This window comes from Anaerococcus porci, assembly GCF_009696575.1.
GTDB lineage: Bacteria > Bacillota > Clostridia > Tissierellales > Peptoniphilaceae > Anaerococcus > Anaerococcus porci.
On record NZ_VULQ01000011.1, the window covers coordinates 1 to 18,857 of the forward strand.

Below are 18,857 nucleotides of genomic sequence, written 5' to 3' on the forward strand. Positions count from 1 at the left end.
AAAAGTGATTAGAATATTTCCAAATCAAGAATCGGCTATTAGACTAATAGGAGCAATCCTCATTGATATCAATGAGGATTGGATAACATCTTCTAAATTGTATATTAGAATGAAATAGTAAATATTGAACTAGGATAATTTACACAATATTATGGACTTGACTTAGATTATAGTTCTTAAAATAAAAACAAGATTATACTGCATTCATATTAAAAATCCTTATTAAGCTCAAATAAGTGGATTTGCAAGCTTATTAATTAATACCTGGAATTTATTTAAGATTATAAATAGACAAAATTCTAGGTTTTTTGTTTTAATAGAATATAGAATATAATTTAAAATTAAAGGGGTTAATATGAAATATATGTCAATCAATGAATTTGCTGAGAAATTTAATGTAAGTAGACAAACTCTTATCTATTATGACAAGGTCGGACTATTTAAGCCTGAATATGTGGATATAAATAATGGATATAGATACTATAGTTATAATCAATTTTCTCAATTTTCCTTTATTAAATTTTTAAGAAATCTAGATTTTTCCATTGGAAAGATAAAAAAAATGCTTGAAGAAGATGATGTGGAATTAATTAAAAAAGATTTAGATAAAAAAAGAAATGAAATAATAGAAGAAAGCAGGAGATTAATTGACTTAAGTTCTGTTATTGACAGTAAGCTTGATTTTATCGAAACAAAAAATAATGAAGCTAAAAGTAATATCTTCAATATTGTTGAAATACCAAAAAGATATTATTATTCTCTGGGATATGAGGATAACATCTACAACAATAACCTTTTTTTCAACTATCCAACTATAGTTATTTACACCTATAAAAAAGATAAAGAGAGTTACAATAAGATTTTTGGAGCTCTAGTTTCTAAAGAAGATATAAGAGAAGAATATAGAAATTACCTTAAAGAAATACAAATTTCTAAATCTTTAGTATCATATTTTAAGGGTCCCTATAATCAAATACCAAATTATATAAAAAAAATCAGTGGAAAATTTGATAAGCTAAAATTAAATAAAGATTTTGTTTGTTTAAATATCGTTGATCCCTTCTTAGAAAAAAATCCCCAAAAATATATAACAGAAATACAAATACCAATTAATTCATGATTAGCCTTGACTATATAGTTACTATACACTATATCATAGACTTATAATATATTGGGAGGTAATTATGAATTGTTCTTTTGCACTAGAAGCTAATGCATATTATAGTATTAGCTTTGATAATGTAAAATTTGTTGAAAGTGGTATTTTTCTTGTCAATGAAGAAGGATTTATAGAAGATGTTTTTGAAAAAGACTCAGTTGAATATAAAAGTATTAGGAAAAAACTTGTAGAGGATGGGAAACTTAGGGTTCTTGATGATAAGCATTTTATCATACCAGGTTTTATAGACTTACATATACATGCACCTCAATGGCCTCAATCAGGTAGTGCTCTTGACCAAGCTCTTGAAGTTTGGCTTAATAAGTATACTTTTCCCCTAGAGAGTAAGTTTAAGGACTTAGAATTTGCAAGTGAAGTTTATACAAACTTTGTAAAGCAAAGCCTAAAATTTGGAACAACAACAGCTATGTATTTTGCAACAATTGATGTGAAGTCATCAAGTATGTTGGCTAAAATATGCGCAAGACTTGGACAAAGAGCTTTAGTTGGAAAGGTTGTAATGGATGATAAGATAAGTAATCCTAGTTATTATAGAGATGAAAATGCTAAAGATAGCCTTAAAAAGACAGAATATTTTATAAATGATGTTCTCGCCATTAAGGATTCTTGCAAACAAAAAGTTTATCCAGTAATAACACCAAGATTTATTCCATCATGTACAGATGAAGTACTTAAAGGACTAGGTGAATTAGCAAAAGAATACAAAGGGATATATATCCAAAGTCATGTTAGTGAAAGTGATTGGGAACATTCCTATGTTAAAGAAAGATTTGGAATAAATGATAGTTTTGCACTTGATAGTTTTAATTTATTAACAGATAGAACTATACTTGCCCATGGTTGTCATCTATCAGATGATGATATGAAACTTTTAGCTGACAGATCTTCTTCTATAGCATCTTGTCCGATTTCAAATGCATACTTTGCAAATGCGGTTCTTCCAGTAAAAGATGCTATTGATAAATCTTTAAATATAGGATTGGCAACCGATATATCTGGTGGATATAGCCCATCAATGTATACAGCTATAAGGCAAGCAATCATTTCATCAAGAATGTTAAATGATGGGGTTGATCCTAGATTAAGAAGTGGGAAAAGAGGAAGAGAGGATTCTAGTCTTAGCCTAAACAATGCTTTTTACCTTGCAACACTAGCCGGTGGGAAAGCTCTTAAGCTTCCTGTAGGAAAGTTAGAAAAAGACTATGCCTTTGATATTCAAATTATAAAGATAGATGATAATATACCAAGTTTTTATAAAGAAAAGTCTAATCTAGACTTATTTCATAAAGCTATTTTATTAGCAGAATCTACTAATATTGAAGAAGTATGGATTCAAGGTAATAGAGTAAAGTAGGATATTATGACAGAACAGATTAAGGATATAAACGAAGAAAAAATCGAAGAGAAAATACCGACAACTAAGGCTATTATCCTAGCTATTGAACATTCTTTAGTAATGAATGCCTATGTAGTTCCTTTGATTCTAGCATCAATACTTGCCTTTAATGATCAACAAAAGATAAGACTAATTCAGTCGAGTTTTTTGGCTTCTGGAATTACAACCATTCTTCAAGCTGTTTTATTTATGAAATACCCGCTTGTTTATGGTCCATCTTTCGTTCCAGTTGGTGGAATTATAGGAATATATATGATTAATGGAGGAAATTATAATTCTTGGTCCTACGTTGTAGGAGCGTGTCTTGTAGGAGCTATAATACAAATTTTGTTAGGATTGTCCAAACAATTTAATAGAATATTACAAAGTTTAATATCTCCTGTAGTTGGGGCTTGTGTAGTATTTTCTATAGGTCTATCACTTATTCCACTAGCCTTAAAATCTAATATTTTTATAGAAAATGAAGCTAGCATGGGAGAAAATATTATAATAGCAATAATTACTATGGTCTTTATGATTATATTTTCACTGTTAGGAGAAAAGAACAATAAAATAGGGTCAGTTTTAAGAGTTGGGTCAGCTATGTTAGCACTTTTTTGTGGATTGCTAACCTATATTTCTTTTGGTTATCATAACTTTGATGCCATAAAAACTGCTTCAATAATATCTAGACCATCTCTACCATTTGTAGATTTTTCTATTAAATTTGATCCATCATCAATATTGACCATGATAATCCTATATTTTGTAATAATGACAGAGACGGTAGGGTCATGGCTAGCTACTTCTTCAACAACTAATACTAGCCTAAGTGAAAAAAGGGTAAATAATGGAATACTTGGTTTAGGCATATCTAACTTTATTTCATCACTTTTAGGTGTAAGTCCAATGACTGGATATTCTTCTAATGTTGGAGTTCTAGCTTTAAGTAAGATATTTAGTAGACATGTAATGAAATTTGTGGGAGCTATCCTAATCCTAGTGGGCTTATCAGGAAAACTTGCAGCCCTAATAACTGTTATTCCAACAGCTGCTATAGGAGGAATTTTTCTTATAACTAGCGGTATAATTGCTTTAGCTGGTATAGGTATGTTAAAAAATATTGAATTTACAAATAAAAATACCTATATTATAATCTTAAGTTTGGTAACATCACTTGCCTTAAATCTTATGCCAGAAGAGATTATTAAAAGTCTTCCAACCATAGTTCAATATATACTAGGTTCATCAATAGCAAGTTCATCTTTATTGGCAATAATTTTAAATAAGATAATACCAGATAATCTATAAATAGAAATAAATGAAAAAATTCAACTGCAAATCAACTTTTAAGAGCTTTTATGCCGAAGATATTATCTAATATTTAATAGGATTAGGTGTGTGATTTATAACTATATTTTTACAAGATATGAACTTTTATCTTCATCTATATACTGAGATACCCCCCTTTTAAATTTATCTATTATCATCATATAGATAAAATTTATAGGATAAAGTAAAAGAAACCTAGTATTTAATACTAGATGTGGTAAAATAATGATAATATAGAAAAGGAAAAAAAGAAAAGAGTAAACATGGATAAAATAAAGATAGTAGTTGATTCAGGAAATTCTGTAGACTTAGATGAGGCAGAAAAATTAAATATAGGAGTTATTCCCTTTAAAATCCACTTTGGAGATGAGACTTTTACAGATCAGGTTGATCTTACATCAAAGGAATTTTTCAAAAAGCTTAAAAAGACAGATAAAAAAGTAACCACATCTATTCCAGGAGTTGGAGAGTTTATAGAAATATTAGAAGGCTATATTAAAGAAGGTTACAATAAGATACTTTGTTTTGCAATATCTCCAAAACTTTCAGGTATGTATAATATGATGAATCTTGCCAAAGATCATATAGATAATCCAAATGTAGAAATTGATATTATAAATACCAAGATTGCTTCAATTCCCCTATATTTTGTAGCAAAAAACGCAGCTATAAAGGCAAAAAATAATGAAGACTATGAAACTATTTATAAAAAAGCTTTGGAAGAGATAGAAAGGGTAAATATCTTGGCAAGAGTTGATACTCTAGACTACCTTGTAAAGGGAGGTAGACTTCCTAAACCTATAGCCCAAGTAGCAAGTTTTGTAAATTTCTCACCTATCTTCACAATGGATGGAGGGGAGATAAAGATTGCCAAAAAAACAATAGGAAAGAAAAAATCTTTCAAAGAATTTGTAAAGCTTATAAAAGATATGGCAAAGGAAGAAAAAGACTATATTCTCGCTATAGCAGGAGGAGAAAGTCAAAAGGAGATAAAGGATTTAAAAAAAGAATTGAGAGAAGAGATAGAAAAGGCTAAAATATTTAAAGAATTCACAGTTCCACCAGTATTTGGAGTTCACTTAGGTCCTGGGTCTCTTCTTTGCTCGGTTCTTTCATTCGAGTCTTAGATAAGAAGTTTGCATATTTAACTATATGCAAGCTTTTTTTATTTCTTGCCACCTTATTTAATAGCTTGTATATTCTTTAAATTTAATATATTATTATATTAAAAGAGAAGGAGGGGTTTTATGAAAAAGGTTGTTACTATGGGTGAGATGCTTCTTAGACTGACACCAAGACATTATAAAAGATTGGTTCAAGCTGATTCTTTTCGTGCAATCTTTGGTGGAGGGGAAGCCAATGTTGCTATTTCTCTTGCAAATCTAGGGCATGAATCCTTGTTTGTTTCAAAGATTCCAGATAATGAAATAGGTCTTGCATGTAAGGATGTTTTAGATGAAAATGGTGTAAATACTGATTTCCTTAAATTTGGAGGAGAAAGGCTAGGTCTTTATTATTCTGAAGAAGGCTCAGGAGTAAGATCATCATATGTAATCTATGATAGGCTAAATTCATCAATAGCTGAAGCAAGTATCGATGATTTTGATTTTGATGAAATATTTAAAAATGCATCTATCTTTCACATATCAGGTATAACTCCAGCACTTTCAAAATCTTGTAAGGAGCTAACAAAAATAGCTTTAAAAAAGGCAAAAGAGGCGGGAGTATTTGTATCCTTTGATCTTAACTATAGGTCCACACTTTGGCCACTAGATGAGGCTGTTAAGTTTTATGAGGAAGTTAGTCCATATATAGACTTATGCATAGGAGTAATTCCTGAAATCCATCCATCGTTTAAGGGCGTGTTCAATGAAAAGTCTCTTGAAAAAATGTTTGAAGAAACCTACCAAAGAACAGGTATAAAGTACATAACTTCAACAATTAGAAAGAGCTTTTCAGCAACTGATAATAGGCTTTCTGCAGGCATTTATAATGGTCGAGATGCCCACTTCACAGATGAAATTGATGTAAGAGTTGAAGAAAGAATAGGTGGGGGCGATTCCTATACGGCAGGTCTTTTATGTTCGCTTTTAGATGGTAAAGATAAAAATGATGCAGTAGAATTTGCTATAAGAGCATCTGCCTTGAAGCATACCATAAAAGGTGATTATAATTTATCTGAAAGAGAAGAAGTTGAAGACTTTGTAAGAGGAAAACACTCTGGAAGAATAGAGTGGTAGACTTTTTTTGATTGGTAATTTAAAAATAAGAGTAAAATAATGGAAATATTCATAAAATTCCTTAAAGCTAAATTTGAAAATACTTGGCAAAAGCTTTTAATTGTAAGCTTTTGCCAAAAACTCAACAAAAAATATTTTATTTTATGAAAGGATGTGATATATTACTTGCAAGAAGAAAGTTAATACATAGACGATTATAAATTGATATTTAAAATTAAAGACCATTGGTCTGATATATTTTTTTGAAAAAACGTAATCGATTACTAACGCTTAGATTGTTTATAATTTTAAATTTTTATTATTTTTTATTATTAAAAACAAATCGTCACCGTAAACTTGTAACAAATAAAAATATTTTCAAGATTGGAGAGAATATGAAAATAATAGGACCTATTGAATCAAATGATAAAAGTCATATGTTTTCAGCAAATAAGTTTGTTAGAAAACCACTTGATTTAGAAAAGTATGGATTTGTAGAGGAAGAATATTTTATTGAAAATACTGCAAATGTATATGACTTGGTAGATGGTAAAGTTGTAGTCTACAAAAAGGACTTAGCTTATAGAACAAGAATTATTGTTAGAAGACCAAAAAAAGATTTTTCAAACAGATGCTACGTGGATATAATGAATGCCTCAAATGGTTATGATATTGAAGATTTATGGAGAAGATACTACCAAAATGTGTTGGAAAATAAGCATACATATGTTGGCATAACAACAAAACCTATAAATGTTCAAAGTTTAAAAAATTTTGATTTTGATAGATATAAAAGCTTAAATTGGTCAAATGGCGAAGTTGTGAATATGCCTTCAGTTAACAATCCTGATATAGATCAAATAGAGGGGTGCGAAGAAGGTCTGGTTTGGGACATTATTAGAGATGTAGGCCTTATTTGTAAAGAGAATTTAGATGGATTTTTAGGACATAAGCCAGAATATATTTATCTTTCAGGTCAATCTCAATCTGGTATATATATAAATACTTATATAAATTACATGCATAATTTTTATAAGGAAAATAATATAAAAAACTTATATGATGGGTATTTCTCATTAGCTTCTGGTGGTCTAACTCGTGCTTTAAGACAAATCCCCAATGATAAGATGATGTCTGTAAGAGCAAACAAAGAAGATAAGATTGATGTTCCAGTTATAACTGTAAATACTGAATGTGATTACAATCTTTTTCTTGTTATGGATGATACAGGACTAGCTAAAAGTTCTAATTCTGATGATCCTAATAATTTAAGAAGATATTATGAAATAAGCTCAGCAGCTCACACAGATGCAGCAAGTCCACTTGTTCCAGAAAATAGTGAAATTGAAAAAACAAAAAATCCAAGAAGAAAGTTAGATGGGGAATATGATTTTACTTTAAATAATATACCTGTTGAATATCATGTAAATGCTTTATTTGATAGGATGCATGAATGGGCAAGCGAAAAAAAGACTCCGCCTATAGTCGAAGACCTTAAACGTGATAAGAATGGATTTAAAAGAGATGAGTTTGGTCATGCTTTAGGTGGAATAAGGTCACCTTTTATAGAAGTTCCTGTAGCTTATTATAAGGCGAGTGTTGGTGTTGGAGAAACAAATGGTCAAATGGAATATTTTAGTAAAGAGAAACTAAAAGAGATTTATGAAACGAAAGAAAACTACTTAGATAAATTTAAATCTTGTGTAGAAAACCAAATTAAGACTGGATTGTTAACAAAAGAAGATGGAAATAGAGCTATTAATAGAGCGAGAGAGATAGAATTTTAGAGGTAAAAAATGGAAAAAAACAAAAATAAACAAAATCATAGACCTTTTGGTGTCAAAGACCAGCTAGGTTATATATTTGGAGATATGGCAGGAAGTTTTGTAAACTTAACTTTCGATGCTTTTTATTTAATATTTGCAACCTATGTTTTAAATATTGATCCTAAATTTATGTCAACACTGTTTCTAGTGGCAAGATTATTCGATGCTATCAATGACCCTATTATTGGATCATTTCCTGATAGATGGAGGCTTGGTAAAAGTGGAGATAAGTTTAAACCATGGATTAAGTTATTTATGTGGCCACTTGCAGCCTCAATATTCTTTGGTTTTATGAATATAAATTCTTGGGGAGTATCAGAAAGTTTTAAACATATTTGGGTAGCTTTTTTCTATATTCTTTATGGAATGAGTTATACAGGAACATCAATGCCTTTTGGGGCTATGGCAAATGTAGTTACAAAAAAACCTGAAGAAAGATCAAAACTCTCAGCATCTAGAGCAATAGGTGGTACAGCAATAGGATTCGGATTTTTAGGTCTTGTACCATTATTAATTTGGGATAAACAAAATAATCCTAATCCACAAGGTTACATGATAATGGCTATTATAGCAGCACTAGGATGTTTAATTTCATATACATTATTAAATAAATTGACAATTGAGAGATATTCATCACCTAATTATGACAATGAAAAAAAGGAAGGATATTCATTTACCAAAACATTAAAAGAAGCACTAAAAAATAGACCTCTTCTAGGAATAATGCTTGCTTCTATAGGTTCTTTAATCTATATAACAGGAAACTCTCAGTTTGGAGGATTCGTTTATAAGGAATTTTATCAAGCTCCAAAGATGCAAACAATTGCTACATTTTTACAAATTCCTATTACTGTAGCCTTATTCTTTATAGGACCAAAATTAGGTCAAAAATATGGAAAAAGAAATGTACTCTCAATAGCTTTAGTATTTAACTTAATTGTTTCAGCTTTTCTTTTCTTTGTACCTATTAAAAGTGTAGGATTTTATGCTTTGCTTTATTCTATAGGAAATATTGGTCAATCATTCTTTATACTTTATGTTTGGGCCTTTGTTGGGGATGCTATAGACTATCATGAGTATAAATTTAATTCTAGAAATGATGGAACCCTTTACTCAACTTATACATTTTCAAGAAAAATTGGTACGACCATAGTGTCTGCAGGTGCAACTGCAATTCTTGCAGCAATAGGATTTGTATCAGGAGCAGATGCACAATCACATGAAGTTGTAACTGCGGTAAGATCTTTAGGAACTGCTATACCTTTTATAGCTTGTATAGTTGAACTTATAGGAATTAAATTAGTGTTCAATTTGACTGCAAAAGATAGTGAAAAAATATCACATGAACTTGCGAAAAGAGAAAGTAATGATTAAGTATGATGATCATGTTCATTTATCTCCTATAAAAGGTAGAAAGATAAATGGCCAAGACCTAATAACAAGTGAAGAAATGATAAAGTCAATGGATAAGAGGGACATAGATGTATCAGTAATAATGACTACTTCATTGAAAGGCGAAGGCTCAAATGAAGAAGCCTTAGAAATTATCAAGAAATACCCTAATCGATTCATGTATATGGCTACCTTTAATCTTTGTTTAAATGAAACTGATTTAGATAAAAGGATTAAAGAAGAAAAAGAAAAAGGTGCCATAGGTATAGGAGAACTAGTAGAAAATCAAGAAATAGAATCTTTCGATATTCAAAAGCTTTTTAAAGTGGCTGAGGCAAATAAGATGCCGATTTTATTTCATATGGCTCATCAAATGGGAAATTCTTATGGAATTTATGATAAAGCTCTTTTACCAGAGCTTGAGAAATCACTTAAAAAATATAAAGATTTAATCATAATAGGACATTCTCAACCATTCTGGTACGAAATGTATAATAAAAATAGTGATGTTAGTCCTGAGGAAAGAAACTCATATCCAAAAGATATAGTAAATGAAGAAGGAAGACTATTTGATCTTTTAAGAGAAAATTCAAATCTTTATTGTGATCTGTCAGCAAATTCTGCTGGAAATGCAATAATGAGAAATAAAAGCATGGGAATAGATTTTTTAAAAGAATTCCAAGATAGATTAATATTTGGTACGGATATATATAATAAAGATCAATATTTTCCTTTGGCAGATTATCTCAAGAAATTGCTTGATGATGGAGATATAAATAAAGACATCTATGAAAAAATATTTTCTAAGAATTTTGAAAAAGTTTTTCTGCATTAAAAAATTAACTTATTTATGTAAATAAGAGAGAATTTTATATTAATTATTTAAATAAATATAAAAATATATAAAATTCTTACAAATAAATGATAAAATAAGACTCAAAGCTTTAAATTTAAGGCTTTGAGTTTTACTTTGACAAAAATAGTTTATCCTTGTATTTTATAAAAAATTATGATATCCTATTTTAGGATAGAAATTAAATAACAAGTAATCTTTTTACGAAGATTAAAATAGTAAGGCCTAGGCCTTATATAAAAACAAGAAAATGTAAGCGGTTACAGCAATACTTGTAATTTTCTATCAATAATTATATTAATTTAATAAATTCTTAGATTGCTCTTGAAATAAAAGTGAATAGCTGATATCATAAAAATGTAAGCGGTTACAGATTGATATATATTTATAGAAAAAAAGCATTTTCATATAACTGGTAAAAATATTATCAAAAGATTGTGCTTAACAGGAGTAGTTATGAACATATATGATGTAGCAGATTATGCAAATGTATCGGTTGCTACTGTATCGAGAGTTATTAATAATACTGGAAAAGTATCCGATAAAACTCGAAAAAAGGTAGAGAAGGCAATCAAAGATTTAAATTATGTACCCAATGATGTAGCAAGGGCTCTTGCTTCAAGTAGGACTAACTACATCGGCGTTATGGTTGGTAATATAAGAAATTATTTTGATAACCAATCAGCCTATGAAATTGAAAGAAATCTTAAAAAACATGAAGTCGTTTCTATTCTTTGCAATACTTCAGACTATGATGATGAAAAGCTTGATTACCTTAAAGTTCTAAGAGAAAAGAAGGTTGATGGAATTATAACCGTAGGTTCAACCTATGCTGAACTTGACTTTCTAAATGTTCTTTCTAGACTAAGCAAGGATATCCCTATTGTCATGATAAATGTAAAAAGTGATATTAAGGGAGATAAGCTTTCTTATGTATGTTGTGATGAGGTAGATGCAATGGAACAATCACTTGCCTTTTTTAAGAAAAAGGGATATAAAAAGCCTCTACTTATATCAAGAGACTTAGGTTTTTTAACTCGTGCATCTATTACTAAGCAAGCAGGTTTTATAAAAGGACTTAAGACATACTTTCCGGAAAATGATTTTTTGGAAATTTTAGTCAAGGATATTGATGAGGAGATAGATGACATTATTGCATATATCAAAAGAGAAGGTGTAGATGTAATTCAATTTGAGGTAGACCTTATTGCAGTTAAATTTTATAAAAAATTCTATGAAAAAGGGATAAGGATTCCTGAAGATATAGGTATATGCGGTTTTGATAATGAAATACTTACAGACTACACCCACAAGAGAATATCTAGCATAGATCAAAGAATTGATAAACTCGCAAAAACAGCGGTTGATACTTTGATTGATATAGGTCTTGGTAAGGATTTCGAGAAAGTAAAAATGATTAAGGCTAAATTTATAGAAAAAGAAACGATTTAAGCAAAATAAAAGTAAATTTTTATAAAATTTGGGTAATAATCTAATAAGTTAAGTTGGAGTTTAAGAAAAATGTGGCGGTGTTAGAAATTTAACATAAACTTCTAATATTTAATATACCAAAATCTAATTTTCACATCGCCACTTAAGTCTATTTTTATAAATTGAGATATAGCATTATATCTAGTTGGATGTTGCTTGGTTTTATATTTTAATAAAGAAAGGGAGAGTGTATGAAACTAAATTTAGAAAATTTGAGTAAAATCAAAGAAAAGGTTGATAAAAAGCCTTGCTTTGATGTAGAAAAGTTAGTAGATGATTCTATTAAAGATCCGAAATGGCTTGCATTTGGTTCAGGCAATATCTTTAGAGGATACATTGCAAGAATTGGGCAAGATATGATAAATGCTGGGGAGTTTGACAGAGGAATTTCTGTAGTAGAAACATTTGATGAAGAAATTATTGAAAAAATTTACAAACCACATGATAATCTTGCCTTATCAGTTACTCTTCATAAAGATGGAAAGTTTGATACAAATTTAATTGCAAACCTTGTAGAAAGCCTAACTCTTAAAGATAAAGATAGGATTGAAGAGATCTTCTTAAATGATAATCTTCAAATTGCAAGTTTTACTATAACAGAAAAAGGATATAACCTATATGCTCCAAATGGAGAGTTAATGGACGTAGTAAAAGCTGATCTTGAAAATAATCCAGAAGATGCAAAACACCTTATGAGTATTTTAACAAATCTTTTGTACAAGAGATTTAAGAAAAATGCAAAAGAACTTACTCTTTTAAGTCTTGATAATTGTTCGAAAAATGGAGATAAGGTAAAAGATTCTGTAATGCTTATAGCTAATAAATGGAATGAAGATGGTAAGGTTTCAGATGAATTTATAACATACCTTAATGAAAAAGTATCCTATCCTTGGACAATGATTGATAAAATTACCCCAAGACCTGCAAAGGAAGTTCAAGAATATGTAGAAGGTTTAGGTTTTTCTGAGATGGATACAGTTGTTACAGGCAAAAATACCTATATTGCACCATTTGTAAACAGTGAAGAAGCAGAATATCTAGTTATGGAAGATGACTTCAAAAATGGTAGACCTGACTTTTCAAAGGTAGGAGTATATCTTGCTGATAGAGAAACTGTAAATAAGGTTGAAACAATGAAGGTTACAACATGTCTTAACCCACTTCATACAGTTCTTGCAACATATGGATGTGTTCTAGGATATGAATCAATCTCAGCTGAGATGAAAGATGAAGAACTTGTAAGTCTTATTAAAAAAATCGGCTATGATGAAGCTCTTCCAGTAGTTGTAAATCCAGGAATCTTAGATCCTAAAGAATTTATAGATGAAGTTATAAATGTAAGATTTCCTAACAGATTTATACCAGATACACCACAAAGAATAGCAACAGATACTTCACAAAAAGTAGCTATAAGATTTGGTGAAACAATAAAATCTTATGTAAATGAAGAAGGAAAAGACCCTAAAGATTTAAAATATATACCACTAGCTTTAGCAGGATGGTTAAGATATCTATTAGGTGTAAATGATGATGGAGAAAAGTTCGAGCTTTCATCAGATCCTTTGATGGATGAACTACAAAAGGACCTAGAAGGAATAAAACTTGGTGAATTCAAGGAAACAGAGGGACTTGATAATCTTTTAAGAAATGAAAGAATATTTGGACTTAATCTTGAAGAGGTAGGATTAGCTGACAAGGTAAAAGAATACTTTAAAGAACTTTCTGAAAAACCAGGTTCAGTAAGAGAAACCCTTAAAAAATACTTATAAGAATAGAGGTAAAAGCTTATGAAGATGACATTTAGGCACTATGGAAATGACGACCCTATATCACTAGAATATGTTGCTCAAATTCCAGGCGTTACTGGAGTTATGGTAATGATGAATGAGTGGGAAGCAGGAGAAGTTTGGGAAAAGGACGTATTCCAAGAATATGTAGACAAATGCCATGCAGTTGGTCTTGAATGTGAAATTATTGAATCAATCAATGTTCACGAAGACATAAAAATGGGACTTCCAACTAGAGATAAATATATAGAAAATTATAAGCAATCTCTAAGAAATGTTGCAGCTTGCGGAGTTAAAACTGTAATATATAACTTCATGCCAGTGTTTGACTGGGTTAAAACAGACCTTAAGAAAGAATTGCCAGACGGATCAAACACTCTAGCCTTTGATCAAGATAAGGTAGAAGGACTTTCACCACGTGATATGGTAGATGAAATCCTCGATGGAGCAGGAAACTTTGAACTTCCAGGTTGGGAACCTGAGAGATTATCTCAACTTGAAGATACTCTTAAGGTTTATGAAGACATAGACGAAGATAAATTAAGAGAAAATTACAAATACTTCCTTGAAGCAATTATACCTGTTTGTGAAGAAGTAGGAATCAAGATGGCAGTTCACCCAGATGATCCAGCTTGGCCAATCTTTAATATTCCAAGAATCACATCTACACCAGAAGATTTAGAAAAGATTGTAAATCTTGTAGATAGTCCATCTAATACACTTTGTATATGTACAGGATCTCTTGGATCAAGAAAAGAAAACAACGTGCCTGAAATAATCTATGACTTTGCAAAAAGAGGCAAGATTGGTGCAATGCACGTAAGAAATATCAAGTTTACAGGAGATAAGCAATTTTATGAATCTGCTCACCTTTCAAGTGCAGGAAGTCTTGATATGTATGAGATAATGAAAGCCTTATACGATGCAGGTTTTGATGGCTATCTTCGTCCAGACCATGGAAGAATGATTTGGGGAGAAGAAGGAAGAGCAGGTTATGGACTTTATGATAGGGCACTAGGAGTTGCTTATATCAATGGTTTATGGGAAGCAATAGATAAAAATAATAAAAGAAAATAGAAAGATAAAAGAGGGACATAATGAACAAGAAGCTAAAAACAATTATTTTAAGCCTATTAATGGTATTAATATTAGCATCATGTTCATCAAATGAAAAAGAATCAAAAATAATTGTAAGAGTAGGACACAATCAATCTCAAAAGCATCCAACCCATCTTGGACTTTTGGAATTTGAAAAGTATGTAGAAGGAAAGCTTGGAGATAAATATGATATCCAAGTTTTTCCCTCTGAATTACTCGGTAGCCAAACTGATATGGTTCAATTAACTCAAACAGGAGCTATTGATATTTGTGTTGCAAGTAATGCAATACTAGAAACATTTGATGACGTATATGAAATATTTAACCTACCATACTTATTTGCATCAGAAGAGTCTTATCATAAGGTAATGGATGATAAGTCTATAACAGATCCAATTTTTTCATCTACAAAAGAGGGTGGATTTGTTGGAGTAACTTGGCTTGATGCTGGAAGTAGGTCGTTTTATACAAAAAATACTAGGATTGAAAAACCTGAAGATCTAAAAGGACTTAAAATAAGAGTTCAGCAATCACCTACAAACGTTAAAATGATGGATATGTTTGGAGCAAGTGCTTCTCCTATGGGATTTGGTGAAGTATACACTGCCCTTCAATCAGGAATTATAGATGGGGCAGAAAACAATGAGATGTCCCTTACAGATAATGGTCATGGTGAAATTTGTAAATACTATTCTTATGATATGCACCAAATGGTACCAGATATAGTTATAGCAAATTATGACTGGCTTGAAAATATGCCAAAGGAAGATAGAAAAGTATTTGAAGAAGGATTTGAGGTTTTATCAAAGGCCCAAAGAAAAGAGTGGAAGAGTGCAGTAGAAAATGCAAAACAAAAAGCAGCTGAAATGGGAGTAGAATTTATCTATCCTGATCAAAAGCCTTTTTCTGATGCTGTTGAGCCACTTAAAGAAGAAGTAATATCACGAAATGAAAAATTAAAACCATATTACGAAAAAATCAAAGAATACAATGAAAAGTATCCAGCAAAGGAGGACAATAAATGAGAAAATTTCTAGATAATGTAATGAGAATTTTATCGGCTATAACCCTTGCTGTGATGCTAGTGTTAGTGCTTTGGCAAGTATTTACAAGATATATACTTAACAATTCTGCTACATGGACAGAAGAGCTTACAGCCTATCTTTTCGCTTGGTCCACACTTTTTGGAGCAAGTCTTGTAGTAGGTGAGAGAGGTCATATGAACATACCAGTAGTTATGGACAGGAGAAGTCCACATACACAAAAAATAGTAGGGATATTTGCGGAAGTTATAATCTTTTTATTCTCAGCTATAATCCTTGTTTATGGTGGATATTCCATAACAAAACTTGCTATGGGACAAATGACATCTTCCTTATCAGTGCCAATAGGAATCTTTTATATACCTATATTTGTTACAGGTGTAATTAATATGATTTATGCAATACTTAATATAAAAGATATAGTTGATGGAAAGATTGTATTTACACAAAAATCTTCAGTTGAGGAATCTTCGACAGAAAGTGCCTTAGATAGCGAAACAGAAAAATACCTAGGAGGTGATAAATAATGGCAGGACAAGCACTAGCGATAATACTTGTGGTACTCGCTATATTATTAATCCTTGGAGTTCCAATATCATTTTCAATAGGTATAGCAGCAATTTCAGGAATACTTTTAACAGTACCTTTAAATATATCAGTAGTAACAGCAGCCCAAAGAACATTCGTAGGGATGAGTTCTTTCACTTTAACAGCAATTCCATTCTTTATCCTTGCAGGAAACCTCATGAATGAGGGAGGTATTGCAAAAAGGCTAGTAAACTTTGTAATGGCAATTCTTGGAAAACTACCAGGAGCTTTGATGGTTACAAATGTAGGAGCAAATGCTCTATTTGGAGCAATCTCAGGTTCGGCTTCTGCAGCAGCTGCGGCAGTAGGATCAATGGTAAAAGATGGAGAAGAAAAACAAGGCTATGATAAGGCAGTAGCATCAAGTGCAAATGGAGCAAGTGCCCCATCAGGACTTTTAATACCTCCATCAAATGCCCTAATAACATATTCATTAGTATCAGGTGGTACAAGTGTAGCAGCACTTTTCTTAGGTGGTTATGTTCCAGGAATAATCTGGACTATAGCATGTATTATAGTTGCAGTAGCTATAGCTAAGAAAAAAGGCTATACATCAACAGAAGGTAAGTTTTCATGGAAGAATTTAGGACATGCAACAATAGATGCTATTCCTTCACTTGGACTAATAGTAGTAGTTATAGGAGGTATTGTAGCAGGAGTATTTACAGCTACAGAAGGCTCTGCTGTATCAGTGCTTTATTCATTAATCCTTGGTTTTATTTACAAAAATCTAAATCTTAAAAAGGTATGGAATATCTTAGTAGAGTCTGCAAAAATGAGTGGTATTGTAGTATTTCTTATAGGAGTATCAAATATACTTTCTTGGGTAATGGCATTTACAGGAATTCCACAAATGATTGGAAATGCCCTACTTTCAATAACAGACAACAAATATATAATCCTTTTAATCATAAATGTAATTCTACTTATAGCAGGAACATTTATGGATGTAACACCAGCAATCTTAATCTTTACTCCACTATTTTTACCGATAGTAACAGAGTTTGGAATGCACCCAGTACACTTTGGACTAATCCTTGTATATAACCTATGTATAGGAAATATTACTCCTCCAGTAGGAAACACTCTATTCGTAGCAATAAAGGTGGGAGATACAACCCTTGCAGAAGTTATGCCATACATGATTAAGTTCTATGTAGGAATACTTATAGGTCTCATACTTGTAACCTATATTCCATTCTTATCACTTGGCCTTCCACAAGCGGCAGGCTTAATTTAGAAAAGGAGACGAAATGAACAAATTTATGACAGATGATTTTATGCTTGATAATGAATATGCCAAAACTCTTTACCATAACTATGCTAAAGATGTTCCAATCTTTGACTTTCATTGTCACCTAGAAGCAAAAGAAATCTATGAAAATGAAAATATTCCATCAATAACCAAAGCTTGGCTTGGTGGAGATCACTATAAGTGGAGAGTTATGAGAGCGTGTGGTGTAGAAGAAAAATATATCACAGGTGATGCAGATGACTTTGAAAAGTTCGAAAAATATGCAGAAATAATGCCATATTTAATAGGAAATCCAATTTATCACTGGACTCACCTAGAACTTAAAAATTACTTTGGTATAGACTATCCACTAAACAAAGAAAATGCAAAAGAAGTTTATGATAAGTGTAATGAGCTTTTGGCTAAAGATGAATATAGACCACAAGGACTTATCAAGATGAGCAATGTTGCTGCAGTCTGCACAACAAATGACCCAACAGATACACTAGAGTATCATAAAAAACTTGAAAAAGAAGATTTAGGATTTGTTGTTAAACCAGCATTTAGGCCAGATAATGCAATCTATATAGAAAAAGATAGCTTTAACTCCTATCTTAATAATCTTTCAGATGTAAGTGGAATAAAAATCACTGACTTTACAAGTCTAAAAAAAGCCTTAATCCAAAGAATTAAATTCTTTAATGAAAATGGATGTAAGGCAAGTGACCAAGCTTTCCAATATATCCCTTATAGAAGAGCTAATGAAGATGAAGTAAATGAGATAGTAAGAAGAAAAATCTCAGGAGTGGAAGTAAGCAAAGAAGAAGAAGAGAAGTTTAAGACAGAAATTTTATTATTCTTAGCAGGAGAGTATAAAAAACTTGACTGGGCTATGGAAATTCACGTTGGAGTTATAAGAAACAATTCTAAGAAGATGTTCGAGGCTCTTGGGGCAGATGTTGGTGGAGATAGTCAATCAGACCTTGCATTCTCAGAAAACCTTGCAAATATTCTTTCAGATATAGAAGAGGCTGAAGGTATGCCAAGAACTATAATTTTCCCACTAAATCCAAAAGACCAATATCCAATAATGACCATAGCTGGTTCATTTAACAGGGCAAATGAAGAAAAGATATCAACAGTTCAACTTGGTACAGCTTGGTGGCACTTAGACCACAAGGAAGGAATGATAGATCAAATGAAAATTTTCTCACAAGTTGGAGTACTTTCTAAATTTGTGGGAATGCTTACAGATTCAAGGTCTTTCCTATCTTACCCAAGACATGAATACTTCAGAAGAATCCTATGTAACTTTATAGGGGGATTTGTAGAAAGAGGAGAATATCCTTGGGATGAAAAATTCTTAGGACAAGTTGTAGAAGACATTTGCATAAACAATGCTAAAAAATTTATAAAAGTAGATTTTAAATAAAAGGAGA

At 31.1% G+C, this 18,857-nt stretch carries 16 protein-coding genes; all 16 read left to right on the forward strand.

Annotated elements, in window-relative coordinates; all coding sequences use genetic code 11:
* Nucleotides 1–118, forward strand: a 118-nt coding sequence (locus FYJ26_RS10830; RefSeq protein WP_154541029.1) for a transposase, incomplete at its 5' end; no start/stop codon positions are given.
* Between the two features lie 237 nt (nucleotides 119–355).
* Nucleotides 356–1,120, forward strand: coding sequence for a MerR family transcriptional regulator (locus FYJ26_RS08385; RefSeq protein ID WP_154541466.1), 765 nt, complete (start codon nucleotides 356–358; stop codon nucleotides 1,118–1,120).
* Nucleotides 1,121–1,184: 64 nt separating this feature from the next.
* Nucleotides 1,185–2,534: a guanine deaminase gene (guaD, locus tag FYJ26_RS08390; RefSeq protein ID WP_154541468.1), complete on the forward strand. Its 1,350-nt coding sequence runs from the start codon at nucleotides 1,185–1,187 to the stop codon at nucleotides 2,532–2,534.
* A gap of 6 nt (nucleotides 2,535–2,540) precedes the next feature.
* On the forward strand, nucleotides 2,541–3,866 hold the full coding sequence (locus FYJ26_RS08395; protein ID WP_154541470.1) for a uracil-xanthine permease family protein: 1,326 nt from the start codon (nucleotides 2,541–2,543) through the stop codon (nucleotides 3,864–3,866).
* A 284-nt stretch (nucleotides 3,867–4,150) separates the two neighbouring features.
* The gene (locus tag FYJ26_RS08400; protein ID WP_154541472.1) at nucleotides 4,151–5,014 is read left to right on the forward strand and encodes a DegV family protein; all 864 of its coding nucleotides are present in this window, start codon (nucleotides 4,151–4,153) and stop codon (nucleotides 5,012–5,014) included.
* 120 nt (nucleotides 5,015–5,134) lie between these two features.
* A complete protein-coding gene (locus tag FYJ26_RS08405) occupies nucleotides 5,135–6,127 on the forward strand; it encodes a sugar kinase (RefSeq protein ID WP_154541474.1) in 993 nt (330 codons plus the stop codon).
* Between the two features lie 374 nt (nucleotides 6,128–6,501).
* Nucleotides 6,502–7,893 (forward strand): alpha/beta hydrolase domain-containing protein, encoded by a 1,392-nt coding sequence (locus tag FYJ26_RS08410; protein WP_154541476.1) that lies wholly within the window; start codon nucleotides 6,502–6,504, stop codon nucleotides 7,891–7,893.
* A gap of 9 nt (nucleotides 7,894–7,902) precedes the next feature.
* Nucleotides 7,903–9,306: an MFS transporter gene (locus tag FYJ26_RS08415; RefSeq protein WP_154541478.1), complete on the forward strand. Its 1,404-nt coding sequence runs from the start codon at nucleotides 7,903–7,905 to the stop codon at nucleotides 9,304–9,306.
* A complete protein-coding gene (locus FYJ26_RS08420) occupies nucleotides 9,299–10,159 on the forward strand; it encodes an amidohydrolase family protein (RefSeq protein WP_195837856.1) in 861 nt (286 codons plus the stop codon). Before FYJ26_RS08415 ends, FYJ26_RS08420 begins: the two co-directional genes overlap by 8 nt.
* Before the next feature lie 474 nt (nucleotides 10,160–10,633).
* The gene (locus FYJ26_RS08425) at nucleotides 10,634–11,629 is read left to right on the forward strand and encodes a LacI family DNA-binding transcriptional regulator (protein WP_154541482.1); all 996 of its coding nucleotides are present in this window, start codon (nucleotides 10,634–10,636) and stop codon (nucleotides 11,627–11,629) included.
* 230 nt (nucleotides 11,630–11,859) lie between these two features.
* Complete coding sequence (locus FYJ26_RS08430) at nucleotides 11,860–13,437, forward strand: mannitol dehydrogenase family protein (RefSeq protein ID WP_154541484.1); 1,578 nt, start codon at nucleotides 11,860–11,862, stop codon at nucleotides 13,435–13,437.
* Between the two features lie 18 nt (nucleotides 13,438–13,455).
* Nucleotides 13,456–14,532, forward strand: coding sequence for a mannonate dehydratase (gene uxuA, locus FYJ26_RS08435; protein ID WP_154541486.1), 1,077 nt, complete (start codon nucleotides 13,456–13,458; stop codon nucleotides 14,530–14,532).
* A gap of 20 nt (nucleotides 14,533–14,552) precedes the next feature.
* Nucleotides 14,553–15,578: a TRAP transporter substrate-binding protein gene (locus tag FYJ26_RS08440; RefSeq protein ID WP_154541488.1), complete on the forward strand. Its 1,026-nt coding sequence runs from the start codon at nucleotides 14,553–14,555 to the stop codon at nucleotides 15,576–15,578.
* Entirely contained in the window at nucleotides 15,575–16,123 is a 549-nt protein-coding gene (locus FYJ26_RS08445) for a TRAP transporter small permease (protein WP_154541490.1), read from the forward strand. The genes FYJ26_RS08440 and FYJ26_RS08445 overlap by 4 nt, the downstream gene beginning before the upstream one ends.
* On the forward strand, nucleotides 16,123–17,424 hold the full coding sequence (locus FYJ26_RS08450) for a TRAP transporter large permease (RefSeq protein ID WP_154541492.1): 1,302 nt from the start codon (nucleotides 16,123–16,125) through the stop codon (nucleotides 17,422–17,424). Before FYJ26_RS08445 ends, FYJ26_RS08450 begins: the two co-directional genes overlap by 1 nt.
* Nucleotides 17,425–17,437: 13 nt before the next feature.
* The gene (gene uxaC / locus FYJ26_RS08455) at nucleotides 17,438–18,850 is read left to right on the forward strand and encodes a glucuronate isomerase (protein ID WP_154541494.1); all 1,413 of its coding nucleotides are present in this window, start codon (nucleotides 17,438–17,440) and stop codon (nucleotides 18,848–18,850) included.
* Nucleotides 18,851–18,857: the final 7 nt, after the last annotated feature.